The sequence below is a fragment of the Novosphingobium sp. SG707 genome (genome assembly GCF_012275515.1).
Lineage (GTDB): Bacteria > Pseudomonadota > Alphaproteobacteria > Sphingomonadales > Sphingomonadaceae > Novosphingobium.
The window spans coordinates 235,098-258,807 of record NZ_JAAZQL010000001.1; the positions used below are offsets into that span (position 1 = coordinate 235,098).

The 23,710-nt window shown below is 65.6% G+C and carries 23 protein-coding genes and 1 riboswitch; of the genes, 20 read left to right on the forward strand and 3 right to left on the reverse strand.

Annotated features, from left to right (window positions below; genetic code table 11):
* Nucleotides 1-23 precede the first annotated feature (23 nt).
* The 5 genes from FHW92_RS01000 (at nt 24) to FHW92_RS01020 (ending at nt 5,998) form a co-directional block, all read left to right on the forward strand.
* Nucleotides 24-560 carry a gluconate 2-dehydrogenase subunit 3 family protein gene (locus FHW92_RS01000; RefSeq protein WP_246869849.1) on the forward strand — a complete coding sequence of 179 codons (537 nt, stop codon included), beginning with the start codon at nt 24-26 and terminating at the stop codon, nt 558-560.
* Nucleotides 561-573: 13 nt separating this feature from the next.
* A complete protein-coding gene (locus FHW92_RS01005) occupies nt 574-2,244 on the forward strand; it encodes a GMC family oxidoreductase (RefSeq protein WP_168601365.1) in 1,671 nt (556 codons plus the stop codon).
* 1 nt (nt 2,245) lies between these two features.
* A complete protein-coding gene (locus FHW92_RS01010; protein ID WP_168601366.1) occupies nt 2,246-3,634 on the forward strand; it encodes an MFS transporter in 1,389 nt (462 codons plus the stop codon).
* An 18-nt stretch (nt 3,635-3,652) separates the two neighbouring features.
* Entirely contained in the window at nt 3,653-4,432 is a 780-nt protein-coding gene (locus FHW92_RS01015) for a TIM barrel protein (protein ID WP_168601367.1), read from the forward strand.
* Between the two features lie 186 nt (nt 4,433-4,618).
* Nucleotides 4,619-5,998 (forward strand): malonyl-CoA decarboxylase, encoded by a 1,380-nt coding sequence (locus tag FHW92_RS01020; RefSeq protein WP_168601368.1) that lies wholly within the window; start codon nt 4,619-4,621, stop codon nt 5,996-5,998.
* 3 nt (nt 5,999-6,001) lie between these two features.
* Here the strand turns inward: FHW92_RS01020 and FHW92_RS01025 are convergent, their stop codons facing one another.
* A complete protein-coding gene (locus FHW92_RS01025; protein ID WP_168601369.1) occupies nt 6,002-7,519 on the reverse strand; it encodes a malonyl-CoA synthase in 1,518 nt (505 codons plus the stop codon).
* Between the two features lie 139 nt (nt 7,520-7,658).
* Between FHW92_RS01025 and FHW92_RS01030 the strand changes: the two genes are divergently transcribed.
* Genes FHW92_RS01030 through madM form a run of 3 tightly spaced genes read left to right on the forward strand, consistent with a single transcriptional unit; the run spans nt 7,659 to nt 9,459 of the window.
* Nucleotides 7,659-8,315 (forward strand): GntR family transcriptional regulator, encoded by a 657-nt coding sequence (locus FHW92_RS01030; protein ID WP_168601370.1) that lies wholly within the window; start codon nt 7,659-7,661, stop codon nt 8,313-8,315.
* 24 nt (nt 8,316-8,339) lie between these two features.
* Nucleotides 8,340-8,705, forward strand: a complete 366-nt coding sequence (gene madL, locus FHW92_RS01035) for a malonate transporter subunit MadL (RefSeq protein ID WP_168601371.1) — start codon at nt 8,340-8,342, stop codon at nt 8,703-8,705.
* Nucleotides 8,698-9,459, forward strand: a complete 762-nt coding sequence (gene madM, locus FHW92_RS01040; protein WP_168601372.1) for a malonate transporter subunit MadM — start codon at nt 8,698-8,700, stop codon at nt 9,457-9,459. Before madL ends, madM begins: the two co-directional genes overlap by 8 nt.
* Here madM and FHW92_RS01045 read toward each other — a convergent pair.
* The gene (locus FHW92_RS01045) at nt 9,443-10,609 is read right to left on the reverse strand and encodes an MFS transporter (protein ID WP_210428322.1); all 1,167 of its coding nucleotides are present in this window, start codon (nt 10,607-10,609) and stop codon (nt 9,443-9,445) included. The genes madM and FHW92_RS01045 overlap by 17 nt on opposite strands.
* Nucleotides 10,610-10,687: 78 nt before the next feature.
* Nucleotides 10,688-11,281, reverse strand: coding sequence for a TetR/AcrR family transcriptional regulator (locus tag FHW92_RS01050; protein WP_168601374.1), 594 nt, complete (start codon nt 11,279-11,281; stop codon nt 10,688-10,690).
* Between the two features lie 99 nt (nt 11,282-11,380).
* Here FHW92_RS01050 and FHW92_RS01055 point away from each other — a divergent pair, with 99 nt between their 5' ends.
* From FHW92_RS01055 to FHW92_RS01110, 12 genes are all read left to right on the forward strand, one after another.
* The gene (locus FHW92_RS01055) at nt 11,381-12,814 is read left to right on the forward strand and encodes an efflux transporter outer membrane subunit (RefSeq protein WP_168601375.1); all 1,434 of its coding nucleotides are present in this window, start codon (nt 11,381-11,383) and stop codon (nt 12,812-12,814) included.
* Nucleotides 12,815-12,828: 14 nt separating this feature from the next.
* Nucleotides 12,829-14,004 carry an efflux RND transporter periplasmic adaptor subunit gene (locus FHW92_RS01060; RefSeq protein ID WP_246869850.1) on the forward strand — a complete coding sequence of 392 codons (1,176 nt, stop codon included), beginning with the start codon at nt 12,829-12,831 and terminating at the stop codon, nt 14,002-14,004.
* A complete protein-coding gene (locus tag FHW92_RS01065; protein WP_168601376.1) occupies nt 14,001-15,533 on the forward strand; it encodes a DHA2 family efflux MFS transporter permease subunit in 1,533 nt (510 codons plus the stop codon). Before FHW92_RS01060 ends, FHW92_RS01065 begins: the two co-directional genes overlap by 4 nt.
* Nucleotides 15,534-15,627: 94 nt before the next feature.
* Nucleotides 15,628-15,818, forward strand: a riboswitch (cobalamin riboswitch).
* 172 nt (nt 15,819-15,990) lie between these two features.
* Nucleotides 15,991-16,398 carry a DUF1636 domain-containing protein gene (locus FHW92_RS01070; RefSeq protein ID WP_168601377.1) on the forward strand — a complete coding sequence of 136 codons (408 nt, stop codon included), beginning with the start codon at nt 15,991-15,993 and terminating at the stop codon, nt 16,396-16,398.
* Entirely contained in the window at nt 16,395-17,426 is a 1,032-nt protein-coding gene (gene cobT / locus FHW92_RS01075; protein WP_168601378.1) for a nicotinate-nucleotide--dimethylbenzimidazole phosphoribosyltransferase, read from the forward strand. The genes FHW92_RS01070 and cobT overlap by 4 nt, the downstream gene beginning before the upstream one ends.
* Nucleotides 17,423-17,977, forward strand: a complete 555-nt coding sequence (locus tag FHW92_RS01080) for a histidine phosphatase family protein (protein ID WP_168601379.1) — start codon at nt 17,423-17,425, stop codon at nt 17,975-17,977. The genes cobT and FHW92_RS01080 overlap by 4 nt, the downstream gene beginning before the upstream one ends.
* Nucleotides 17,974-18,675 (forward strand): adenosylcobinamide-GDP ribazoletransferase, encoded by a 702-nt coding sequence (gene cobS / locus FHW92_RS01085; protein WP_168601380.1) that lies wholly within the window; start codon nt 17,974-17,976, stop codon nt 18,673-18,675. Before FHW92_RS01080 ends, cobS begins: the two co-directional genes overlap by 4 nt.
* Nucleotides 18,672-19,625 (forward strand): aminotransferase class I/II-fold pyridoxal phosphate-dependent enzyme, encoded by a 954-nt coding sequence (locus FHW92_RS01090; RefSeq protein WP_172249115.1) that lies wholly within the window; start codon nt 18,672-18,674, stop codon nt 19,623-19,625. Before cobS ends, FHW92_RS01090 begins: the two co-directional genes overlap by 4 nt.
* Entirely contained in the window at nt 19,618-20,538 is a 921-nt protein-coding gene (cbiB, locus tag FHW92_RS01095; protein ID WP_168601381.1) for an adenosylcobinamide-phosphate synthase CbiB, read from the forward strand. The genes FHW92_RS01090 and cbiB overlap by 8 nt, the downstream gene beginning before the upstream one ends.
* Nucleotides 20,526-21,977 carry a cobyric acid synthase gene (locus FHW92_RS01100; RefSeq protein WP_168601382.1) on the forward strand — a complete coding sequence of 484 codons (1,452 nt, stop codon included), beginning with the start codon at nt 20,526-20,528 and terminating at the stop codon, nt 21,975-21,977. The genes cbiB and FHW92_RS01100 overlap by 13 nt, the downstream gene beginning before the upstream one ends.
* Complete coding sequence (gene cobU, locus FHW92_RS01105; RefSeq protein WP_168601383.1) at nt 21,974-22,483, forward strand: bifunctional adenosylcobinamide kinase/adenosylcobinamide-phosphate guanylyltransferase; 510 nt, start codon at nt 21,974-21,976, stop codon at nt 22,481-22,483. Before FHW92_RS01100 ends, cobU begins: the two co-directional genes overlap by 4 nt.
* A gap of 40 nt (nt 22,484-22,523) precedes the next feature.
* A complete protein-coding gene (locus FHW92_RS01110) occupies nt 22,524-23,666 on the forward strand; it encodes a CehA/McbA family metallohydrolase (RefSeq protein WP_349237620.1) in 1,143 nt (380 codons plus the stop codon).
* The last annotated feature ends 44 nt before the right edge of the window (nt 23,667-23,710 follow it).

Below are 23,710 nucleotides of genomic sequence, written 5' to 3' on the forward strand. Positions count from 1 at the left end.
TTCTAATCCGGAGCATCCCCCTTATGCCCAAGATCGAAAGCCCGATGGCGCGCCGGGAATTCATGGCCGGAATGGCGCTGCTGATGGCGGTGGCGCCGGTGGCCGCCGCTGGCGCGAAACTGGTGCCCAATCCCTATCAGCCTTTGCTGCGCGAAGTGGCGCAACTGGTGATCCCGCGCAGCACGACGCCGGGCGCGGGCGAGGTGGGCGTGGGGGCCTTTGTCCTGCTGGCGCTGGACCATGGGCTGGAGGGGACCAAGGGGTTGGACCATGCGGCATGGCTGAAATCGACGCTGGGCGCGGGTTTTCTGGCGCAACCTTTGGCCAAGCGTCAGGCCGCACTGGCCGCGCTCGATGCGCGCGCCTTTGCCGGGGATGCGGCGGCCAAGCCGTGGCTGGCGATCAAGCGCCTCATTCTGCTGGGCTATTACACGTCCGAAACCGGCGGTTCGAAAGAACTGCAATATGTTCATGTGCCGGGTCGCTGGGACCCGGACCTGCCGCTCAAGCCCGGTGACCGCGCCTTTTCCAGCGACTGGTCGGCGGTGGATTTCGGTTAAGGAGGGCGAGGCGATGGATTTCGATGCAATCGTGGTGGGCTCGGGCATCACCGGGGGCTGGGCGGCCAAGGAATTGACCGAGGCGGGCCTTAAAGTGCTGATGATCGAGCGCGGGCGCGAGATCCGGCATCAGCAGGATTACACCACCGAAATGAAGATGCCATGGGACATGCCGTTCCGGGGGCATGGCGACAGCGACCTGTATGACCGCGACTATGCGGTCCAGCGTCTGAACCGCCATTTCACCGAATTTACCCAACCCCATTTCGTCAATGACGCGCAAAACCCCTATCAGACCGGCGAAGACACGCGCTTCACCTGGTTCCGTTCCTATCAACTGGGCGGGCGGTCGCTGGCCTGGGGGCGGCAATGCTATCGCTGGTCGGACTATGACTTTGGCGCCAATGCGCGCGATGGCCATGGCACCGACTGGCCGATCCGCTATGCCGATGTCGCGCTATGGTATGACAAGGTGGAGAGCTTCATCGGCGTGTCGGGCGCCAAAGAGGGCCTGAAGCAATTGCCCGATGGCCAGTTTCAGCCGCCGATGGGATTGAACGCGGTGGAAACCCATGTCCGCGCGGAAATTGCCAAGCGCTGGCCCGAACGCTGCCTGACCGTGGGGCGCACGGCGAATATGACCGAGGGCAAGCCGGATGAAGGGCGCGCTCCTTGCCAATATCGCTCGCTCTGCGCGCGAGGCTGTTCCTATGGCGCCTATTTCTCGACGCAATCCTCCACCCTGCCCGCAGCGATGAAGACCGGCAATCTGACTGTCATCACCGATGCCGTGGTCGAGGCGCTGGACTATGATCCGGCGACCAAGCGGGTGACCGGCGTGCGATACATCGACGCCCAAAAACAGTGCCAGACCGCCCGCGCACGGATCGTGTTCCTGAACGCGGGCGCGTTCAATTCGGTCCACATCCTGCTTAATTCCGCGCCCGGCGGGCTGGCCAATTCCAGCGGCACCTTGGGCACCCATATTATGGACCATGCCAACACGCTCTCGGCCGCCGCGCTGATGCCCGGCTTTGAAACCCACACCAGTTTCGGCAACCGTCCCACCGGGGTCGTTATCCCGCGCTATCGCAACATGGATCAGATGGACGGCATCGGCCACACGCGCGGCTTTTCCTTTCAGGGCGGCGCGCTGCAAAGCACATGGACCCAGGGCAACCGCATGGCGGGCATCGGCGCGGACTATAAGGAAAAGCTGCGCCACCCCGGCCCGTGGCGGATGGTGCTGGTGGGCTTTGCCGATTGCGTGCCGCGCGCGACCAATCGCCTGACGCTGGATCGGAACAAAACCGACGCCAACGGCCTGCCGCAACTCAAGGTCGACTTCGCCTTTGGCAAAGAAGAACATGCCGCTCTGGCGCAGGCCAAGGCCGAGGCGGCCGAAATGCTGACGGCGGCGGGCGGCAAGGTCATCATGGGCTTTGACCAGCCGGGGCCGGGGGGCACCGCGATCCACGAAATGGGCGGCGCACGCATGGGGTATGATCCCAAGACCAGCGTGCTGAACCAATGGAGCCAGTCGCATGACATCGCCAATCTCTTCGTCACCGACGGCGCGCAGATGTCGTCGAGCGCGTGTCAAAATCCCTCGCTCACCTATATGGCGCTGACCGCGCGGGCGGCCCATGCGGCGGTGGGCATGCTGCGCGAGGGGCGGATTTGAGATGCGCAATCCGGCCGACCTTTCGCCCCGGCAAAAAACGCTGGCGCTGATTACGCTGGTTATCGCGCTGGTGCTGGAGATCGTCGATATGACGATTGTCAACACCGCGCTGCCCTCGATCAAGGCCAGCCTTGGCGCCGATGCGCGGGCCTCGCAATGGATCGTGGCGGGCTATTCGCTGGCCTTTGCGCTCCTGCTGATGGCAGGGGGGAGGCTGGGCGATTCCTATGGCTATCGGCGGATGTTCGTGGTGGGAGTGATCGGCTTCACGCTTTCCTCGGCGGCCTGCGGCATGGCGACGACCGGCACGGGTCTTGTCGCCGCCCGGCTGATGCAGGGGGCGACCGGCGCGATCATGGCGCCGCAATCCATGGCGATGGTGCAGGTGCTGTTCAGCCCGCTCGAACGCGTGTCGCGCATGGCGATGTTTGGCATCATCGGCGGGCTGGCGGCAATTGCGGGGCCGATTTTGGGCGGGATGCTGATCGAGGCCAATCTGTTTGACCTTGGCTGGCGGGCGGTGTTTCTTATCAATCTGCCGGTGGGGATCGGGGCGGTCATCGCCGGGCTGATGCTGTTGCCGGAAGCGCGTTCGGGGCGGCCTGCGGGTTATGATTTTGTCGGCATGGGCCTGTTCGCTCTGGCGATGGCGGCTTTGTTCTGGCCGCTGATCGGCGCGGGAGAGGCGGGGCGCGGGGCGCTGCATTTCCTGACCCTGCTGGCGGCTGCTCCGCTGGGCTGGGCGGCGTGGCGCCATGTCGCGCGGCGCGTCCGGGCGGGGGATTCGGCCCTGTTCGATCCTGCGCTTTTCACCATTCCAACCTTTCGCAAAGGGCTGGCCTTGTCGGTGGTTTTTGCCGCGGCGGGGGCGGGTTTTCTGCTGGTCTTTGCCTTCGCGCTTCAGGCCGAGCGGGGGCAGAGCCCGCTCTTCACCGGGCTTTTGCATATGCCCTATGGCTTTGGCGCGATGTTCGGCATCGGGGTGATGAGCCGCAATTTCCTGCCCCGGCTTGGCCGCTGGGTGCTGGTGATCGGGGCGGGGCTGATGCTGCCGGCCTGCACGGCGGTGCTTTATGGCGCGACCTTGGCGCAGTGGCCGTGGGCGGTGATCGGCGCGCTGCTGGTGCTGTCGGGCGCGGGCATGGGCATGACCAGCGGCTGCATCGGCCCCATCGTCGTCTCGCGGGTTGAGCGCGACCATGCGGGGGCGGCCAGCGCCTTGCTGAAAACCAGCCAGCAATTGGGCAGCGCGCTGGGCGTGGCGCTGGTGGGCAGCCTTTATTTCGCATGGGGTCATGCGTTTCCCGCGCTCGCGGCGGCGGGGGTCATTGATGGGATGCTGGCGATCTGTGTGGTTCTGGCGCTGCGGCTTCCTGCGCGCCTGTTCTGATATTGGAAAGGTTTTTCTATGGCTTACGAAATCTCCGTCAATCTTGAATATATGTTCCACGAAGCGGGCGACCGGCTGGAGGATCGCATTGCCGCCGCCTCCGCCGCCGGTTTTGCCAAGGCCGAGATGTTCACCACCGCCGGGCGCGATCTGGCCTCGCTGGGGCGGGCGCTGAGCGATCATGGGGTGGCGCTGATCTCGGTGCTGGCCGATCCGCGCACACGGTTGATCGAGCGCGATACCCATGCCGCTTTCCGCGACCTGTTCCGCCGCGCCGCAGAGGACGCGCTGGCGCTGGGCTGCAACCGCGTGGTGGTGGGTTCCGGGCCGGGCGTGCCCTATATGAAGCGGGCGATGCAATTGGACATCGTGGCCGAGGCGGTCGCGGGCATCGTGCCCATCGCGCAGGAACTGGGCGTGACCGCGATGCTGGAGCCGGTCAACACCCGCGTCGATCATCCCGGCGTGCTGTTCAGCCAGACGATTGACGCGGTGAACGTCATCAAGGCGGTCAATTCGCCCCATGTGCGTCTGCTCTATGATCTCTATCACTCGGTGGTCGAGGGCGAGAATCCCGCCGAACAAGTGGCGCAGCACATCGGCCTGATTGAACACGTCCAGATTGCCGACGCGCCGGGGCGCGGCGAGCCGGGGTCGGGCGCGATTGACTGGACCGCGATGCTGGGCCTGCTGCGCGCGGCCGGTTATGCGGGCGCGATCGGCGTGGAATGCCATCCCACCATGCCCTCCACGGCGGGGGCGCTGGAATATATCCGGGAACTAGCGGCCGCGATCTGATTTGTAGATCAAGGACGGGGAGAGGCGCTCATCGGGCGGGCATTCGTCCGCGATGGGCGCCTCTTTTCATGTCCGGGCGGTTTGCAGCGATATACGTAAAATACACTTTGTCTTTTTCATGTATACGCTTTGGCAAATTGCGATACATTGCGCACACCCAATGCGACTCTTGCCAAAGGTCCGTCCATGACAGTCCCTATCTCGTCTGCCCATGATCGCGCCCGCCCCGCGAAAGACCTGCTCGAAACGCTGTTTCGCCGCCTGCGCAAACTGGCGCGGACCACGGGGCAACCCTCGGCCGCGCCATCCGACCCCGATGCGCTGATCGCCCAATGCCAGGCGCTGCTTGACGAGCGGAGCCAATCCTCGGGCGTCCATCTGGCGGGCGAGATCCTCGCCGCCTATGCCGCGCTGGAGGAGGCGGACAAGCACCGTTTCCTGAGCGCTCTGGCGCAGGGTTTCGCGCCCGATGCCGATGCCATTCGGGGCGCAATGGCCGCCTATGACGCGGACCCTTCGCCGCTGCATATGGCGGCCATCTCCCGCGCGGCCGAGGCCCCGCGTCAGGAAGTGCTGCGCCGCCTCAATCAGGCGCCGATGGCCACAGGCGCGCTGGTCAACATGCGCGCCGATCTGTTGCGCTTTCTGAAGACTGATCCCGCCTTGCGCGTGCTGGATCAGGATCTGGCCCATCTGCTGCGCTCATGGTTCAACCGGGGCTTTCTGGTGATGCGGCGGATCGACTGGTCGAGTCCCGCCGATCTGCTCGAACGGATCATCCGCTATGAGGCGGTGCATTCCATCGCCACATGGGACGAATTGCGCGCGCGGCTGCTGCCTTCGGACCGGCGCTGTTATGGCTTTTTCCATCCGGCGTTGGGCGATGAACCGCTGATATTTGTCGAAGTGGCGCTGTGTGAGGAAGTGCCGTCCTCGATCCAGTCGCTGCTGGCGCAGGGGCGCGACGAGCTTGACCCGGTGCGGGCCAAGGTGGCGGTCTTCTATTCGATCTCCAATTGTCAGGCGGGCCTTGCGGGCATTTCCTTCGGCCAGTTCCTGATCAAGCAGGTGGTCGAGGATCTGGGCGCGGAATATCCGGGGCTGGAAACCTATGTCACGCTCTCGCCCATTCCCGGCTTTGCCCGCTGGCTGAAAAAGGCGGCCGAGCAGGGCGACGAGGCCGCACAGGCGGCGCTGGAGGTTGCGCCGATGCGCGAATGGCATGTGCATGATACGCGCCGCGCGGATCTGATGCGGCTGGGCGCGCGCTATCTGGTGGGCGAACGCGATGGGGAAGGGCGCCTGCTCGACCCGGTGGCGCGGTTTCATGTCGGCAATGGCGCGCGGGTGGAACGCCTGTGTTGGATGGCAGACACCAGCGCGCGCGGCATGGCGCAATCGCACGCGCTGATGGTCAATTATCTGTATGATCTCAAAACGGTGGAGAGCAACCACAACGCCTATGCCCGCCATCGCGTGGTCAATGCGGGCGCGGCGATCAACGGGCTGTTGGCCCCGCCGCGCAAATTATGGCGCGCGGCCGGGCCAAAGGTCATGGCCGGATAAGGCCTACTTGGCGAACAGGTCGGCGTAGGTTTCGCGCAGGGCCTTCTTCTGGATCTTGCCCATCGTGTTGCGCGGCAGTTCGGGCAGGAAGATCACCCGGCGCGGTTGCTTGAACCGCGCCAGATCGCCCGCGATGGCACCCAGCACGGCGGCCTCGTCCAGCGCGCCGTCGCGCGCCTGCACCACGGCCACCACGCCTTCGCCCATATCCTTGTGCGGGATGCCGATGACGGCGCTTTCGGCGATGCCGGGGATCGCGTCTATCAGCGCTTCGACCTCGGCCGGATAGACGTTGAAACCGCCGCAGATGATGAGATCCTTGGCCCGGCCCACGATCGAGACATAGCCGCGATCATCAATCACGCCCAGATCGCCGGTGATGAAAAAGCCGTTTTCGCGCAGTTCCTCGGCGGTCTTTTCCGGCAATTGCCAATAGCCCTTGAACACGTTGGGCCCGCGCACCTCGATCACGCCCACTTCGCCCTGGGGCAGGCTCTCGCCGGTTTCGGGATCGGCGATGCGCAGTTCGACGCCCGGCAGGGGGAAGCCCACGCTGCCCGGCACCCGGTCGCCCTCATAGGGGTTCGAGGTGTTCATATTGGTCTCGGTCATGCCATAGCGTTCGAGGATGGCATGGCCGGTGCGGGCGGAAAATTCCTTGTGCGTTTCGGCCGAAAGCGGGGCCGAACCCGACACGAACAGGCGCATATGGGCCACCAGTTCGCGGGTGAAATCCGCCTCGTTCAGCAGGCGCGAATAGAAGGTGGGCACGCCCATCAGCACGGTGGCCTGTGGCATCAGGCGGATCAGTTCGCGCACATCGAATTTGGGGCAAAGGATGATCGCACTGCCCGCCGTGATCGTGATATTGGTGGCGACAAACAGGCCATGCGTGTGGAAAATCGGCAAGGCGTGAAGCAGCACATCGCTTTCGGTAAAGCGCCAGTAATCCTTGAGCGTGGCCGAATTGGAGGCCAGATTGCCCTGTGTCAGCATCGCGCCCTTGGATCGGCCCGTGGTGCCGGATGTGTAAAGGATCGCGGCCAGGTCATCCATCGCCACCGGGTGGATCTCGGCCTGCGCGCTCTGAGCATCGGCGCCGGCGGGCAGGCTGCCTTCGCCCGATTGGTCCAGCGTGAGGCGCGCGCCAATGCCAAGGTCGGCGCAGAGGGCGGCCATCGCAGCCTCATCCTCGGGGCGATGGATGAACAGGGCGGGCGTGGCGTCCGAGAGGAAGAAGCGGACCTCGGCAGCGGTATAGGCGGTGTTGAGCGGCAGATAGACGGCCCCGATCCGCAAGGATGCCAGATAGGTCAGCAGCGCATCGGCGCTTTTTTCCACCTGAACCGCGATACGGTCGCCCGGTTTGACGCCGGAGGCGCGGAACAGGTTGGCCATCTGGCCGCTGCGCGCAACGGCTTGGGCATAGGAGATCGTGCCGCCATCGGGCAGGATCAGAAAGGGCGCATCGGGCGCGGCGATGCTGCGGTTGAGGAAGATCGAGAAGAGGTCTTGCGCCATGATGTGTCCCTTGAACCGATTTTGGGAATCCGTGAACGCACGCCCATACAACATGGTTGATTGCGGTTCTAGTGTATGCAAGAAGCGGATATGAGAAAAATATCGCATACACGCGACGCGAGTGGGATTGGGATGGATCATGTCTGAGGAAACGCCCAATCTGCTGCTTTCCGAACGCATCCGCATCGCGCTGGCCGATGAGATCACCACCGGGCAACTGGCGCCGGGCAGCGCGCTGGACGAACAGCAGATCGGGGACCGCTTCGGCGCATCCCGCACGCCGGTGCGTGAGGCCATCCGGCAATTGTCCGCCGTGGGCCTGGTCGAAATGCGGCCCCGGCGCGGCGCGGTCGTCTCGGGCGTCAGCACCCAGCGCATCATCGACATGTTCGAAATGAGCGCCGAGATCGAGGCCATGTGCGTGCGTCTGGCCACCTATCGCATGAACCCGGTGGAGCGCAGCCATCTGGCCCAGCTCCACGAGGATTCCGAGGCGATGGTCGCGGCGGGCGATATTGACGCCTATGACCGGATGAACTGGGATTTCCACCAGACGATCTATGAAGGCACCCATAATGCCTTCATCGCCGAACAGGCGCTGGGCCTGCGCGATCGTATGGCGGCCTTTCGGCGCACGCAATTGCGCGGGGGCGGCCGCCCGGCCAAATCGCGGACCGAGCACGGCGAATTGCTGGCCGCGATCATGCGCGGCGATGGCGAGGAGGCGGCGCGCTGCATGCGCTCGCATATGTTCAACGCCTCGCTGGCTCTGGAACGATTTACCGCCGGACGCTGAAAACAGCCGGGGAGAGGGACGCAAATGGCAATCTATGGAACTGCGCTGCTCGCGCTCTGCACGTTGATCGGCGTGGCGCTGGGCGAGGCTTTGGGCATGGCGCTGCATGTAAAGGCCAATGTCGGCGGGGTGGGCATTGCGATGATGCTGTTGATCGCGGCGAGGCTTTGGCTGGCGCGGACGGGGCGGCTGACGCCGGGGCTGAAGCTGGGGGTCGAGTTCTGGGCGCTGATGTATATTCCCATCGTTGTCGCCATGGCCGCGCAGCAAAATGTGCTGGCCGCGCTGGAAGGCGGACCGATGGCGGTGCTGACGGGCGTGGTCGTGGTGGCGATCTGCTTTGGTCTTGTGGCCGTCCTCAGCCGCGCCACCGGAGCCCATCATGATTGAGATCGCCCACAAGGTCATTGCCGATCAGTCGCTGGTGCTCGCCTTTGCGGCGGTGGGCGCGCTGATGTGGATCAGCGCGATGCTCTCGCGCCTGCTGTTTGCCGGTCGCATCCATGCCAGCGCGATTGCCATCATGGCGGCGCTGGCGCTGGCCTGGTATGGCGGGATCATCACCGGGGGCAAGAAGGGGCTGGCCGATGTGCCCGCCTTTGCCGGACTGCTGCTGATGGGCGGGGCGATGCTGCGCGACTTTGCCATTGTCGCCACCGCCTTTGAGGTCGACCCCATCGAGGCGCGCAAGGCGGGCCTGCTGGGGGCCTTTGCGCTGCTGCTCGGCACGGTGGTGCCTTTTGCCGTGGGGGCGGGCATCGCGTGGAGCTTTGGCTATCGCGACGCCGTTTCGCTGGCCACGCTGGGGGCGGGGGCCGTCACCTATATCGTCGGCCCGGTGACGGGGGCGGCGCTGGGCGCGTCCTCGCCGGTGATGGCACTCTCCATCGCCACGGGCGTGCTCAAAGCGGTGCTGGTGATGGCCACGACGCCCATGGCCGCGCGCTTCATGGGCCTTAACAATCCGCGCAGCGCGATGATCTTCGGCGGCCTTGCCGGAACTGTCAGCGGCGTGGCGGGCGGGCTTGCCGCCACTGACGAGAAGCTGGTGCCCTATGGCGCGCTGACGGCCACATTCCACACCGGGCTCGGCTGCCTGCTCGCGCCCTCGGTGCTGTTCCTGATCCTTAAAGCGATCGTTTAGGCCGCAGCATCAACAGGCCGACCATCCCCAGCGCCAGCCCCGCACCGATCGCCGCGCCGCCAAAGGGCGCGGCATAGGTCGCGTGCTGGGCCAATGCGCCCGCCAGCGGCCCGGTCAGGCACAGCGCCACGTCGATGAACAGCGCGAAGGTGCTGAGCGCGGTGCCCCGGCTCTGTTCGGGCACGCGCTCGATCACCAGCACGCCCAGCGCCGGAAACACCATCGCAAAGCCAAAGCCCGTCACCGCCGCCCCGGCAACCGCCAGATGCGCGCTGGACGCGGAGGCCATAATCGCAAGGCCTGCGAGTTCGATCGCGATGAACACCGCCGAGACCGGCAGGCCCCCATGGCGCGCCACGCTGCGCACGAACAGCAGGCGCGAGACGATGAAGGCGCAGCCAAAAGCGGTCAGCGCCATCCACGCATCACCCCAGCCAAAGGCGTTGAAATAGAGCGTGACGAAAGAGGTGATCACCCCAAAGCCCACCGTCGCCATGGCCAACGCCGCGCCAAAGGGCAGCACCGCGCCAAACACCGTGCGCATCGGCCAGCGCTGGGCCGCGGGAACGCGCGCGGCCGGTTGCGGCCAGACGAAAGCGAGTCCTCCCGCGCCCAGCAGCAACAGCGCCAAGCCCAGCGCGGTCACTCCGCCCAGCCCGAAAATCCACACGCCCGCCGGGGCGCCGCCCGCAATCGCGGCATAGGTGGCGATCCCGTTCCACGAGATCATCCGCGCCGATTGCCGCGCGCCCAGCCGCATGATGCCCCACGCCATCGCGCTGGTGCTGACCAGACTTTCGCTGAAACCCAGCAGGATGCGCGAGGCCATCATCACCGCCATCGCCGCCATGGGCGCGGTGATCCACAGCGCGGCAATGGTCGTCGCGCCCGCGCTAAGGCAGCAGACAAAGCCCAGCACGATGGCCCTGCGCGGCCCCGAACGGTCGATCATCGGCCCCACAACGATGCGGCTGAGCACCGTGGCGACATATTGTGCGGAAATCAGAAATCCGGCCATCACCGGACCAAAGCCCAGCTTCAGCGCCCATCCCGGCAGCACCGCCAGCGGCAGGCCGACTGCAAAATAGGCAAGCGCGGTGCATCCCGCGCAGAGGAAGATACTGCGCGCTGGGGAATCCTGGGTCATCATCTCCGTTCCGGTCGGGCCTCTCCAATTTAACCGGACGGTACACGAAACCGGACGATAATCATCGCCCAAATGACACCGCTAGCCATAGGCGCGCAGGAAAGCATCCACCGCGTCCGCCACCATGGTCTTGGTGTCCAGTTCGGGCTCTACGCCAAACAGCATCGGCACAAGGATGCCGCCCTCCAGCAAGCCCTTGAGATGCATGGCAACCTTATGGGGGTCACCTTTGGACAGGTTGCCCCGCTCCATCGCGGCGGCAATATAGTTGGCAATATCGCACCAGCCCTGTTTGGGACCGAGGCGGTAAAGCGTGGCTCCCAATTTGCTGCCATTGGCGCTTTCGGCGATGGCTGTACGCACGATGGACATCGCCTGATTGCTGGTGATCAGGCGCACATAGGCCTCACCAAAGCGCATGAGGACCTTGCGGACATCGGTTTCCTCCGGGTCCAACCGATCGATCATGGCGTTGCCCTGCTCCTGCATGGCGTCGATCATCGCCGAGGCAAACAGTTCCTCCTTTGATGAGAAGTAACTGTAAAGAGTAGCTTTTGAACCGCCAACACGCGCGGAGATCTGTGCCATGCTGGCCCGACCGAAACCGACTTCGCGAAACAGGCTTTTGGCCGCTTCCAGAATGCATTGGCGGCGAGAATCAGTCTTCTGCCGCATGTGTCCCTCTCTTTTCTAGACTGACCTGTACAGTTTTCTCTTGACGAAGCAAGTAAAATCGATAACTAAACCGTTCAGTATGGTTTTAAAGGTGAGCAAATGAGTCGCTTCCTCCCCCCGGCGTGGCACCCCACAGCAGCCCTGACCCTTTTGGCGGGCAGCCTGCTGGCCACGCCCGCCTTGGGCGCCACCCCCCTCCCATCCCCGGCGCCCAAGGCACCCACAATGCTCGCCTCCAGCCAGAGCCTGTCCGATACCCAGGGACAATGGCCCGTCGATGGCTGGTGGCGAGCCTATGGGGACGAGCAGCTCTCGACGCTGATTGCCGAAGGATTGCAGGGCGCGACAGATCTGCGCGTGGCGCAGGCGCGCTATGCCGCCGCGGCCGCCACGGTGGGCGATGCGCGCGGCGCGCTGTTGCCGCGCCTGTCGGGCAATGCCGATGGCGGCTTGGCCAAGCAGAGCTACAATTACCTCTTCCCCGCCGCCTTTGCCCCCAAGGGCTGGCGCGAGACGGGTCAGGCTTCGCTCAACCTCAATTGGGAAATCGACTTCTGGGGCAAGAACCGCGCCGCGCTGCGCGCTGCCAAGGCGGATCGTTCGGCGGCTGAGGCCGAGGCGGCGGCCTCACGTCTGGCGGTTTCGACCGGGATTGCCACGGCCTATGCCGATCTGGCCGCTTCCTATGCCGAACAGGATGCGGCGCAGGAAGCCGCCAAGATCCGCGCCCAGACGCTGGCGTTGATCGAGCAGCGCCGCGATCAGGGGTTGGAAAACGAGGGCGCCGTGGCCCGCGCCCGCGCCAATCTGGCCAGCGCGCAGGGCGATTTGGCCGCGATTGACGAACAGATCGCGCTGGGCCGTCACCGCCTTGCCGCACTGATCGGGGCAGGGCCGGATCGCGGCCTGTCGATTGCGCGCCCCGCCGTGGCCCATCTGGCCAGCCCCGGTCTGCCCGAGAATATCCCGGCGCAATTGCTGGGCCGCCGCCCCGATATGGTCGCCGCGCGCGCCCATGCCGAGGCCGCCGGGGAACGCATCAAGGTGGCCCGCGCCGCCTTCTATCCCAATATCAACCTCTCGGCGCTGATCGGCCTGCAATCTTTGGGCCTGTCCAATCTGGTCAAATCGGGTTCGGAATATGGCTCGGTCGGCCCGGCGGTCACCCTGCCGATTTTTGACGGCGGACGTCTGACGGCGCGCAAGCATGGCGCCGAGGCCGATTATGCGTTGGCCGTTGCCCAATATGACGGCACGCTGGTCCATGCGCTTCAGGAAATTGCCGATGCGGCCACCAGCCGTCAGGAACTGACCCGCCGCCTGTCGAGCGCGCAGGCTGCGCAGGCCGCCGCCCAGTCGGCCTGGGATGTTGCCAACAACCGCTATCGCGGCGGTCTGGCCACGGTGCTTGATGTGCTGGTGGCCGAGGATTCATTGATTGCCGCCCGCCGTGCCACGGCTGCCCTCCAAACACGTGCTTTCGCCCTCGATGTCGCGCTGGTGCGCGCGCTGGGCGGCGGCTTTCAGGCCTGAAGGAGTTTCACGCCATGACCTCCAAGACATCGACCATTGCCCGTATCCGTGACCATGACGTGGAGCCCGAGATGGAAACGCAAGACGCGCAGGATGCCGCCAACAAGGCAAAGCGCAAGCAGATGTTCATCCGTCTGGGCGTGGGCATTGCCGCCGTGGCGCTGGCCTATGGCGCGTATGATGTGCTGTTCGCGTCGAACCATGTCGAAACCGACAATGCCTATGTCGGCGCCGATGTGGCGCAGATCACCACGCAGGTGACGGCCCCGGTGCGCGAAGTGCTGGTGTCCGACACGCAGGCGGTGAAAAAGGGCGATGTGCTGGTGCGTCTTGACGATACCGATGCACGGATCGCTCTGGCCAAGGCCGAGGCCAATCTGGCGCTGACCGAGCGGCGGGTGAAGGGTCTGTCGGCCACCGACCTTGGCCTTGGCGCCCAGATTGCCGCGCGCGCCGCCGATGAAACCCGCGCCGCCGCCAGCCTGACCGCTGCCCGCGCCGATCTGGAAAAGGCCAGCGTGGATATGAAGCGCCGCGAGGCTCTGGCCGCCTCCGGCTCGGTTTCGGGCGAGGAACTGACCGTGGCGCGCAGCGCTTTGGCCACCGCGACCGCCAATCTGCGCGCCGCCGAGGCCGCCGTGGCGCTGGCCGGGGCCAACCGCGAGGCCGCCAATGGCACGCGTGAGGCCAACCGGGTGCTGATCGAAAACACCACGCCCGAAACCAACCCCGAAGTCCTTGCCGCCCGCGCGACGCGCGATCAGGCCAGGGTCGATCTGGAACGCACGATTATCCGCGCGCCCTTCGACGGCATTGTCGCGCGTCGCTCGGTCCAGGTGGGCCAGCGCGCCGAGCCGGGCAAGAGCCTGATGTCGGTGGTGCCGGTGAATGCGGCCTATGTCGATGCCAATTACAAGGAAGTCCAGCTCTCCAAGGTGCGCCCCGGCCAGAATGTGACGCTGACCAGCGATCTCTACGGCTCTTCGGTCACTTATCATGGCAAGGTCGTGGGCTTTTCGGGCGGCACGGGCGCGGCCTTTGCCGTGGTTCCGGCGCAGAACGCCACGGGCAACTGGATCAAGGTGGTTCAGCGCCTGCCTGTGCGCGTGGCGCTTGATCCCAAAGAGCTGGCCGCGCATCCCTTGCGCGTGGGCCTGTCGATGACGGCCGATATTGACGTGTCGAAATGATCGCGGCCACCTCTCCTGACCGGCCCCTGGAGGGGGCGCAATTATGGCTGGTGGTGCTGGCCATTGCGCTGGGCAATTTTCTGGTGGTGCTCGACACCACCATCGCCAATGTTTCGGTGCCTACCATCGCCGGGTCGCTGGGCGTTTCGGCCTCGCAGGGCAGCTGGGTGATCACCTCCTATGCCGTGGCCGAGGCTATCACGGTGCCGCTGACCGGCTGGCTTTCCGCGCGGTTCGGGGCGCAACGGGTTTTCATCTTCTGTTATCTGGCGTTTGCGGGCCTTTCGGCGCTTTGCGGCATGTCCACCTCGCTGGGGATGCTGGTGGCCTGCCGGGTGGCGCTGGGCCTGTGCGGGGGGCCGATCATGCCTCTGGCGCAGACCTTGATGATGCGTCTCCTGCCGCCGGAAAAGCAGGTGCTGGGCACGGTGATCTGGGCGATGACCACGCTGATCGGGCCGATTGTCGGGCCGGTGCTGGGCGGGACTTTGTGCGACAATGTGGGCTGGCCCTCGATCTTCTTCATCGGCGTGCCGGTGGCCACGGCGGGCGGTCTGCTGCTGATCGCGCTGCTGCGCGGGCGCAAGGACGAGATCGTCAAGGCCCCCATCGACATGGTGGGCCTTGGCCTGCTGATCGTGTGGGTCGGCGCGCTTCAGATCCTGCTCGATGAAGGGCGCAACCATGACTGGTTCGCCTCGGTCGAAATTCAGGCGCTGGCGGTGATTGCGGCGATCGGCTTTGCCTGTTTCCTGATCTGGGAACTGACCGAAAAGAACCCGATCGTCGATCTGCGCATCTTTCGCCATCGCGGCTTTACGGCCTCGGCGCTGACCTATTCGGTGGGCTTTGGCGCCTTCTTTGCCACGGTCGTGATCCTGCCTTTGTGGTTGCAGCAGAACCTTGGCTATACCGCCACCTGGGCGGGCTATGCCACCGGGGTGATGGGGGTGTTCGCCGTCTTGTCCGCGCCCATCGTCGGCCAATTGGCGGCCAAGATGGACCCGCGCAAGATCATCTTCACTGGGATCATGGGCCTTGCTGGCCTTGCCGCATGGCGCACCAGTTTCAACAGCGACGTCACCTTTTGGCAGGCGGCTCTGCCCACCTTGATGACCGGGCCTTTCATGGTGATGTTCTTCATCCCCACCATCGGCCTTGCCATGGCCAGCGTCGATCCGGGCGAGGAAGCCAATGCGGCGGGCGTGTCCAATTTCATGCGGACCGTGGCGGGGGCCTTTGCCACCTCGCTGGTCCAGACGGGATGGGAAAACGAGGCCACCCGCGCGCAAAGCGCGATTGCCGGGGCCATGCCGCAGGGGCAGGCCACCATCGACGGCATGGTCGATGGCGGACAGAGCAACGAAGGCGCCATCGCCTCGCTGACCCAATTGGTTCAGGGGCAGAGCGTGATGGTGGCAACGGTCCATATTTTCGCGATCATTGCGGTCTGTTTTGTGGCCGCCGCCATGATCGTCTGGCTCGTGCCAAAGCCCAAGGGGCCGATCGACACCGCCGCCGCGCATTGATGCAAACAGGGGTCGGAGATGACAAAGGGGTCGGAGATTTCCGGCCCCTTTTCAATTTTGACCCTGGCTTGACCTTTGCCCCCGCGCCCGATACCCACGGCCCCAAGCGACAGGTTCCCCGCGAGGGGATCAAAAGGGAACACGGGTTCAAGACTCGGGCTGCCCCTGCAACTGTGAGCGGATAGCCATCGACCCGATGCCATTGAGGGGGGAACCCTTTGAGAAGGCGGCCGAACCGGCATGGACCCGCGAGCCAGGAGACCTGCCTGACGCCGTCGTTTTTCGCTCCGACAGGGTGTGCGGCGCGGACGGGGTTTTCCTCGATAGCGACATTGTGGCTCTGCCGGATGGGCTTCCGGGCGGGATGCGTTTGCATGTCGCTTATGGCGCATCGGGCGGGGCGTGAACGTCTGGCCGAGGGAAGAGTCATGCCCGAATATATTGCGGATTTCCGGTAATGCTGCGCGCGGTGGATCATAAGCCCTGTGTGGTGGTCTGTTCGACATGCCGGGTTTCGGCCGATGTGCGCGAGGATGAGCAGGGGCGGCGCGGCGGCGCCTTGCTGGCCGACGCATTGCGTAGCGCGCAAGAGGATGATCCGGCCCTGGCCGGGGTCGGGGTGGAGGAAATGCCTTGCCTGTTCGCGTGTCAGCGGCACTGCGTGGTGCAGATCCGCGCGCCGGGGCGCATCGGCTATGTGCTGGGCGATTTCGCGCCCGATGGCGAGGCCGCCCGCGCGATCCTCGATTATGCCGCGCTCCATGCCGCCAGCGAGCATGGGCAGGTGCCCTATCGCCAGTGGCCCGCAGGCGTGAAGGGCCATTTTATCACCCGCACCCCGCCCGAAGGATTTGTCGTCGCATGACCCTGTTTGCCAGCCCGACGGATTTCCTCGCCACGCTTTCGTCTTTGCCGGAGGTCGATGCCGAAGCGATAGCCGCCGCCGCCGCGCGTCAGGCGCAATTGACCAAGCCCGCCGGATCGCTCGGCCGTCTGGAGGAAATCGCCCTTTTCATGGCCGGGTGGAGCGGGCGCGAAATCCCCGCGCTCGACCACCTGCAAGGCATTGTCTTTGCCGGCAATCACGGCGTCGCGGCGCGTGGCGTCAGCGCCTATCCGCCCGAGGTGACCGCCCAGATGGTGGCCAATTTCCATCAGGGCGGCGCGGCGATCAATGCTCTGGCGCGGGCTTGCGGGGCGCATCTGACGATTGTGCCGCTTGATCTCCACCGCCCGACGCAGGACATCACGCAGGCCCCGGCGATGAGCGAGGAGGAATGCCTGGCCGCGCTGAATGCTGGGGCAGGCGCGGTCGATCCGCGGGCCGACCTGCTGTTTGTGGGCGAGATGGGGATCGGCAACACCACCCCCGCCGCCGCGCTTTGCGCACGGGCTTTTGGCGGGAGCGGGGCCGAATGGGCCGGGCGCGGCACGGGGCTGGATGCGCCGGGCGTCGCGCGCAAGGTGGCGGTGGTGGATGAGGCTTTGGCGCTGCATGGCGCGGATGCCCGCGATCCGTTTGAGGCCCTGCGCCGCTTGGGCGGGCGCGAGATCGCGGCGATGGCAGGCGCGATTGTGGCCGCGCGGGGAATGCGGATTCCGGTGCTGCTCGATGGCTTTATCGCCTGCGCCTCCATCGCCCCTATCGCCGCGGCGGAGCCCGACATCACCACCCATTGCATGGCGGCCCATTGCTCGGCCGAAGGCGGCCATGCCCGCCTGCTGGCCCATCTCGGCCTCGATCCGCTGCTGCATCTGGCCATGCGTCTGGGCGAGGGCAGCGGAGCGGCGGTGGCCGCGCAACTGGTGCGCAGCGCTCTGGCGGCCCATGCCGAAATGGCGACCTTTGCGCAGGCCCAAGTAGCCGGACCCCAATTGGCCGGGGCGCTGTGAAGGCGCGGGCGCTCCACTTGATCCGCCACGGCGCGGTCGGAGGGGCGGGGCGCCTCCATGGCCATCGCGATGTGCGGCCTCTGCCCGAGGGGATTGCCGCCTGCCGCGCCCGAGCGCGGGGATTGGCGGTGGCTCGCCTCATTGCCTCGGACCTGTCCCGAGCGCGGATGGCGGGCGAAGAGATCGCGCAGGATAGCGGGCTGGCGCTCACCATAGACCCCCGCTGGCGCGAGCTGAATTTCGGGGCGTGGGAGGGCTGCGATCCGCACGAACTGGGCGGGGCCATTGCGCCGTTCTGGGATGATCCTCAGGCCAATCCGCCCCCCGGCGGCGAAAGCTGGGGCAATATGCAGGGCCGCATCGCGCAGGCCCTGCTGGCGATCGAGGAGGACGCGCTGGTCATCACCCATGCCGGGCCGATGCGCGCGGCGCTGGGCCTGCTGCTGGGCCTGAACTATCGCCAGACCTGGGCCTTTCACTTGCCCTATGCTGCGCGGATCAGCCTGCGCCTGTGGGGCGACGGGGCGCAGGTGACGGAATTGATCGCGTGAAACATCTGATCCTCGCGCTGCAATTCATGACGCGCCTGCCGCTGCCCGCGATGGAGGCGGACCGGGCGGATTACGCCAAAGCGATGCGCTGGTTTCCCGCCGCCGGGCTGGTGGTGGGGGGCTGCGTGGCGGGTGCGGTCTGGGCGCTGGGCCGGGTTGATCTATGGCTTGGCGCGCTGGGCGGGCTGGCGGCTTGGGTGGGGATGACGGGAGCGCTCCATCTCGACGGGTTGGGCGATATGGCCGATGCGGCGGGCGCGGCGCATAAGGATCCTGCGCGACTGAAGGCCGTTCTGTCCGACCCCAATATCGGCAGTTTTGGCGTGGTGGCCATCGTCATGCAATTGCTGGCCAAGCTGGTGCTGCTCCATGATGTTGGCGATGTGCTCTGGCTGGTGCCGGTCGCTGGGGCCGCGCGGGTCGGGCCTTTGGTCTGGACGCTGATCCTGCCCCCGCTGCATGAAGGGTTGGGCACGCTGTTTCGCGATGGCGTGGGCTGGCGGCACGTGGCGGTCTGGGGCGGTTTGCTGGCTCTTGCTTTGCCCTTTGCGCCTTGGCTGGTGATGGCTGTTCCGGCCATCGCTCTATGGGCGCTGTGGATCAGGCGGCGGATCGGCGGCATTTCGGGCGATGGCCATGGCGCGGGGATCGAGCTGGTCGAAACCGCGCTGCTGCTTACCATGGTCTGCGTGCGATGATCGGCGGTTTTACCCATCACGGCGGCGCATTGGCGGCGGCGGCGCGGCATTTCGGCGGTGAGGATTGGCTCGACCTGTCTACCGGGATCAACCCCGCGCCATGGCCCGGCACTATTGAGGCCGACTGGCAACGTCTGCCCGAACGTGAGGCGTTGACCGCGCTGGAGGAGGCGGCGGCGGCGCATTTTGGCGTCTCGCCCGCATATTGCTGCGCCGTGCCGGGCAGCGAGATGGCGCTGCGCCTGATCGGGCAATGGATTAGAGCGGGTTCTTATCGCTGGCCCGCCTATCGCACCCATGCAGCGGCCTTTCCCGATGGCGAGGCGAGCGATGGGCCGGGCGGCGCGCGGGCGTTCTTGCTTGCCAATCCAAACAATCCCGATGGGCGGATCACCCCGACGCGGGATCTGCAGGCATGGCACGAGGACCTGGCCGCGCGCGACGGCTGGCTGGTGGTGGACGAGGCCTTTGCCGATGCCACGCCCGAGGTTTCGGTGGCGGGGCGGGTGGGCGAGTGGCAACGGCTGATCGTGCTGCGCTCCTTTGGCAAGTTCTTTGGCCTTGCCGGTCTGCGCCTCGGCTTTGTGCTGGGGCCGGGGCCGGTGGTGGCGATGCTGCGCGGCATTTTGGGCGACTGGCCGCTGGGGGCGGGGGCCTTGGCGGTGGGCGTGGCGGCCTATCGCGATGGGCCGTGGATCGCGCGGGCGCGGCGCGATCTGGCGGCGCGGGCGAGGCGGATGGATGATCTGCTGGCGGCTCATGGGTTCAAGGTTCTGGGCGATTGCCCGCATTTCCGCCTGATTGATGACACGCAGGATCTCTTTGACCGACTGGCTCGGCATCGCATTCTGACCCGCCCGTTTGATTACAACCCGCACTGGCTGCGTCTGGGCATCCCGGCGGCGCAGGAGGATTGGGCGAGATTGGCCGGGGCGCTGGGCGATGGCTGATCGGGTGGCTTTGACGGCCATGGCGCTGGAGGCTGCGCTGGGCTGGCCGGGGTGGCTTTATCGTCGGGTGGGCCATCCGGTGGGCCTGTTTGCGCGGATCATCAGCGCGGCGGAGCGCATCGGCAATCGCGGCGGCGCGGCGGCGCGGCGCGGGGCGGGTTTGGCCACGGTGGTGCTGTTGCTGATCGTGGCGGCCGGCGGGGGCTGGGTGCTGCAATATGCCGCCGTGTCGTTGGGGTCTATGGGATGGGTGCTGGTGGCGGCGATGGCATGGCCCGCGCTGGCGATGCGCAGTCTGGACGATCATGTCCGCGCGGTCTGGCGGGCTTTGCGGATGGGTGATCTGGCGGCGGCGCGGAGCGCGGTGGCGATGATCGTCGGGCGCGATACCGATGAGTTGGACGAAGATGGCGTGGCGCGCGCCGCCATCGAAAGTCTGGCCGAGAGCTTTTGCGATGGCGTGCTGGCCCCGCTGTTCTGGTTGCTGGTGCTGGGCCTGCCGGGGGCGTGGGCCTATAAGGCTTTGAATACGGCCGACAGTATGATCGGTCACCCGGAGCCGGACTTGCGCGATTTCGGCTGGGCGGCGGCGCGTGCCGATGATCTGGCCAATTGGATCCCGGCGCGATTGTCCGGCGCGGCGCTGTGTCTGATGGGCGGCGGATGGCGGATCATGTGGCGCGATTGCCGCCGCCATGCCTCGCCCAATGCGGGGTGGCCGGAGGCAGCGATGGCGGGGGCGCTGGGCGTGCGTCTGGCCGGGCCTATACGCTATGACGGCGTCTTGCGCGACAAGGCGTGGATCGGCGATGGGCCGCCTGCGCGCTGGGAGGATCTGGGGCGGGCGTTGGCGATCTATCGGCGGGCCTGCGTGATGGTGTTTGTGGTCTTGGGGGTTTTATGGCTGCGATAATGTTGCAGGGCACGGGTTCGGATGTCGGCAAATCGGTGCTGGTGGCCGGGATCTGCCGCGCGCTGAGCAATCGGGGGTTGAGGGTCATGCCCTTCAAGCCGCAGAATATGTCGAACAATGCCGCCGTCACTGTCGATGGCGGCGAGATCGGGCGGGCGCAGGCGCTGCAGGCGCTGGCCGCGCGGGCGGCGTTGCATACCGATATGAACCCGGTGCTGCTCAAACCTCAGGCCGACCGTACATCGCAACTGGTGGTGCATGGACGAGTGCGCGGTACGCTGGGCTCGGGCAATTTCCGCGAGGGGCGGCGGGGGCTGCTGCCCGAAGTGCTGGAGAGTTTTGCCCGGTTAAAGGGCCAATGCGACATCGTGGTGGTCGAGGGCGCGGGATCGCCGGCGGAAATCAACCTGCGCGAGGGCGACATTGCCAATATGGGTTTTGCCCGCGCGGCGGGCGTGCCGGTGGTGCTGGTGGGTGATATTGACCGGGGCGGGGTGATCGCCTCGGTGGTGGGCACGCGGGCGGTGATTGATCCGCAGGATGCCGCGATGATCCATGGCTTTATCATCAACAAGTTTCGCGGCGATCCCGCTTTGTTTGCCGATGGTTATACCGCCATTGAGCAGCGCTCCGGTTGGCGCGGCTTCGGGCTGGTGCCTTGGCTGGCCGATGTGGTGCGCCTGCCCAGTGAGGATGCGGTGGTGCTGGAAAAGGGGCGGCGGACGGCGGGCGACCGGCTGATCGTGGCCTGTCCTATCCTGCCGCGCATTGCCAATTTCGACGATCTCGATCCGCTGAAGATAGAGAGCGGGGTCGAGGTGGTGATGATCCCGCCCGGCACGCCGATCCCGGCAGAGGCGGGGCTGATCGTGCTGCCCGGATCGAAGGCGACTTTGGCCGATCTGGCCGCGATCCGGGCGCAGGGCTGGGACATTGATATTCTGGCCCACCATCGGCGCGGCGGCGCGGTGCTGGGTATTTGCGGTGGCTATCAGATGCTTGGGCGCAGCATTGCCGATCCTTTGGGCATTGAGGGTGCGCCCGGCGAGGCGGCAGGGCTGGGCCTGCTCGATGTGGCCACGGTGCTGGGCGATAGCAAAATGCTGCGCGAGGTGCGGGGCGAGGCGCTGGGCGCGGGTTTTGCCGGATATGAGATGCATATGGGGCAAACCAGCGGCGCGGCGCGGAGTTTTGCCCGATTTGACGATGGGCAGAAGGATGGCGCGGTCAGCGCCGATGGGCTGGTGATGGGCACCTATTGCCACGGGCTGCTTGGCTCGACGGCGCTGCGCGGGGCTTTGCTGGCGCGGTTGGGGGCGGCATCGGATGGGGGCGATTATGCCGCCGGGGTCGATGCGGCGCTTGATGCCGTGGCCGCGGCGCTGGAGGAGCATCTGGATATGGACGGGCTGATCGCTTTAGCGCGGCGGGCGGCGTGAATTCGCTGTTGATTCTGGGCGGCGCGCGCTCGGGCAAGAGCCGCTATGGGCAGGCGCGGATCGAAAGCCTTGCGGGGCCTTTGACCTATATCGCCACGGCGCAGGCCTTTGATGCGGAAATGGCCGACAGGATCGCGCAGCATCAGGCCGACCGGGGGCCGCGCTGGCGCACGGTCGAAGCCCCGCTGGACCTGCCCGAGGCAATTGCTGCGGCGCAGCATGGGGCGGTGTTGGTCGATTGCCTGACGCTCTGGATGTCGAACCTGATCCTGGCGGAGTGGGATTACGATGCGGCGGGCGAGGCCTTGTGCGCGGCTGTGGCCGATTGCCGCGTGCCGATTGCGCTGATCGCCAATGAGGTGGGCTTGGGCATCGTGCCCGACAATGCGCTGGCGCGGCGCTTTCGCGATGCGGCCGGATGGCTCAACCAGCGCCTTGCGAAAACGGTGGATGAAGTCGTATTTGTAGCCGCCGGATTGCCGTTATTCCTCAAGTCCGGCGCATGATTGTGGCATAAGGATTCCCGCATTGTCTTCGGGAGTTTTTGTGAGAAAATTGAATATCATGCTGGGCGCGATGCTGCTGGCTTCCACCGCTCATGCACAGGGTGTTTCGGCGCCGGTTGAACCGGGCGTTTGGATGAAGGGCGACCTTCATCTCCATTCGCGCCACAGCAAGGATACGACCAACAATTCCGTCGGCAAGATCATCCATTTTGCCGAGGACGAGGGTTTCGACTTTCTGGGCATCACCGATCATGACAACCATGTCGATGGCGACACCGCGCATCACACATGGGCCGATCCGGAATGGCGCTCGGATCGGATCGTGCTGCTCTATGCCGCCGAATGGACGACCGAGCGCGGGCATGTGAATGTCTTTTCCTCGCATCCCTATGACCAGAAACTTTTGCGCAGCATGAGCGATGCGCGCGATGTGAAACTGATCCCCCTGCGCAAGGGGCTGGGCGTGCATATGTCGGCCAACCATCCGACGAACAAGGACCACTATGGCTTTTCCTTCGACATGGTGGATTCGATCGAGGTCTGGAACAGTTCGAACTGGGCCAAGAACCCGCCCGCCTTGCTGGTGTGGGACGACATGCTCAAATCCGGGCGGATGATTGCGGGGCGCGGGGGCAGCGATTCTCACCATGGTTGGCCCGACAAGCCGGAGGATCGCGGGCCGCTCAGCGGCGAGCGCATGGCCAATTATGTCGGCACGCCCACCACATGGGTCTATGCGGCCAAGCGGGACCGGCAGGGCGTGGTCGATGCGCTGACCCATGGCCATGGCTCGATCAGCGCCAATCCGCGCGATCCGCGTGTCGAATTCTATGCCGATCTGGATGGCGATGGAAAGATCGACGCGATGATGGGCGACAATCTGCGCGCCGACGGCAAGCCGGTGACATTCCGCATCCGCCTGTCCAATGCGACGATTCCATGGGCGCAATATCAGGTTCGCGTTGTGCGCAATGGCGAGACTTTCACCACTTTGCCGGTCAATGCCAGCGATCCGGAAGCCACTTTCACCGACACGCCGCCCTTGGGCAAACGCAGCTATTACCGATTGGAAGTGACCGGGCCGCAGGCCGATTATCCGGCTGTGCCGATGGTGGCGGGCCGGAGCGACACGATGGTGGCGCTCTCGAACCCGGTGTATTTCAATTACGATCCGTCGTTCTGATGGCGGTTTTGCGGGCCGGATACGCCATCCGGCCCGCCGACCAA

Bases quoted from the DNA above. Each gene is read 5' to 3' on its own strand.
- FHW92_RS01000 (WP_246869849.1), top strand. From the start codon at position 24: ATGCCCAAGATCGAAAGCCCGATGGCGCGCCGGGAATTCATGGCCGGA.
- FHW92_RS01005 (WP_168601365.1), top strand. From the start codon at position 574: ATGGATTTCGATGCAATCGTGGTGGGCTCGGGCATCACCGGGGGCTGG.
- FHW92_RS01010 (WP_168601366.1), top strand. From the start codon at position 2,246: ATGCGCAATCCGGCCGACCTTTCGCCCCGGCAAAAAACGCTGGCGCTG.
- FHW92_RS01015 (WP_168601367.1), top strand. From the start codon at position 3,653: ATGGCTTACGAAATCTCCGTCAATCTTGAATATATGTTCCACGAAGCG.
- FHW92_RS01020 (WP_168601368.1), top strand. From the start codon at position 4,619: ATGACAGTCCCTATCTCGTCTGCCCATGATCGCGCCCGCCCCGCGAAA.
- FHW92_RS01025 (WP_168601369.1), bottom strand. From the start codon at position 7,519: ATGGCGCAAGACCTCTTCTCGATCTTCCTCAACCGCAGCATCGCCGCG.
- FHW92_RS01030 (WP_168601370.1), top strand. From the start codon at position 7,659: ATGTCTGAGGAAACGCCCAATCTGCTGCTTTCCGAACGCATCCGCATC.
- madL (WP_168601371.1), top strand. From the start codon at position 8,340: ATGGCAATCTATGGAACTGCGCTGCTCGCGCTCTGCACGTTGATCGGC.
- madM (WP_168601372.1), top strand. From the start codon at position 8,698: ATGATTGAGATCGCCCACAAGGTCATTGCCGATCAGTCGCTGGTGCTC.
- FHW92_RS01045 (WP_210428322.1), bottom strand. From the start codon at position 10,609: ATGATGACCCAGGATTCCCCAGCGCGCAGTATCTTCCTCTGCGCGGGA.
- FHW92_RS01050 (WP_168601374.1), bottom strand. From the start codon at position 11,281: ATGCGGCAGAAGACTGATTCTCGCCGCCAATGCATTCTGGAAGCGGCC.
- FHW92_RS01055 (WP_168601375.1), top strand. From the start codon at position 11,381: ATGAGTCGCTTCCTCCCCCCGGCGTGGCACCCCACAGCAGCCCTGACC.
- FHW92_RS01060 (WP_246869850.1), top strand. From the start codon at position 12,829: ATGACCTCCAAGACATCGACCATTGCCCGTATCCGTGACCATGACGTG.
- FHW92_RS01065 (WP_168601376.1), top strand. From the start codon at position 14,001: ATGATCGCGGCCACCTCTCCTGACCGGCCCCTGGAGGGGGCGCAATTA.
- FHW92_RS01070 (WP_168601377.1), top strand. From the start codon at position 15,991: ATGCTGCGCGCGGTGGATCATAAGCCCTGTGTGGTGGTCTGTTCGACA.
- cobT (WP_168601378.1), top strand. From the start codon at position 16,395: ATGACCCTGTTTGCCAGCCCGACGGATTTCCTCGCCACGCTTTCGTCT.
- FHW92_RS01090 (WP_172249115.1), top strand. From the start codon at position 18,672: ATGATCGGCGGTTTTACCCATCACGGCGGCGCATTGGCGGCGGCGGCG.
- cbiB (WP_168601381.1), top strand. From the start codon at position 19,618: ATGGCTGATCGGGTGGCTTTGACGGCCATGGCGCTGGAGGCTGCGCTG.
- FHW92_RS01100 (WP_168601382.1), top strand. From the start codon at position 20,526: ATGGCTGCGATAATGTTGCAGGGCACGGGTTCGGATGTCGGCAAATCG.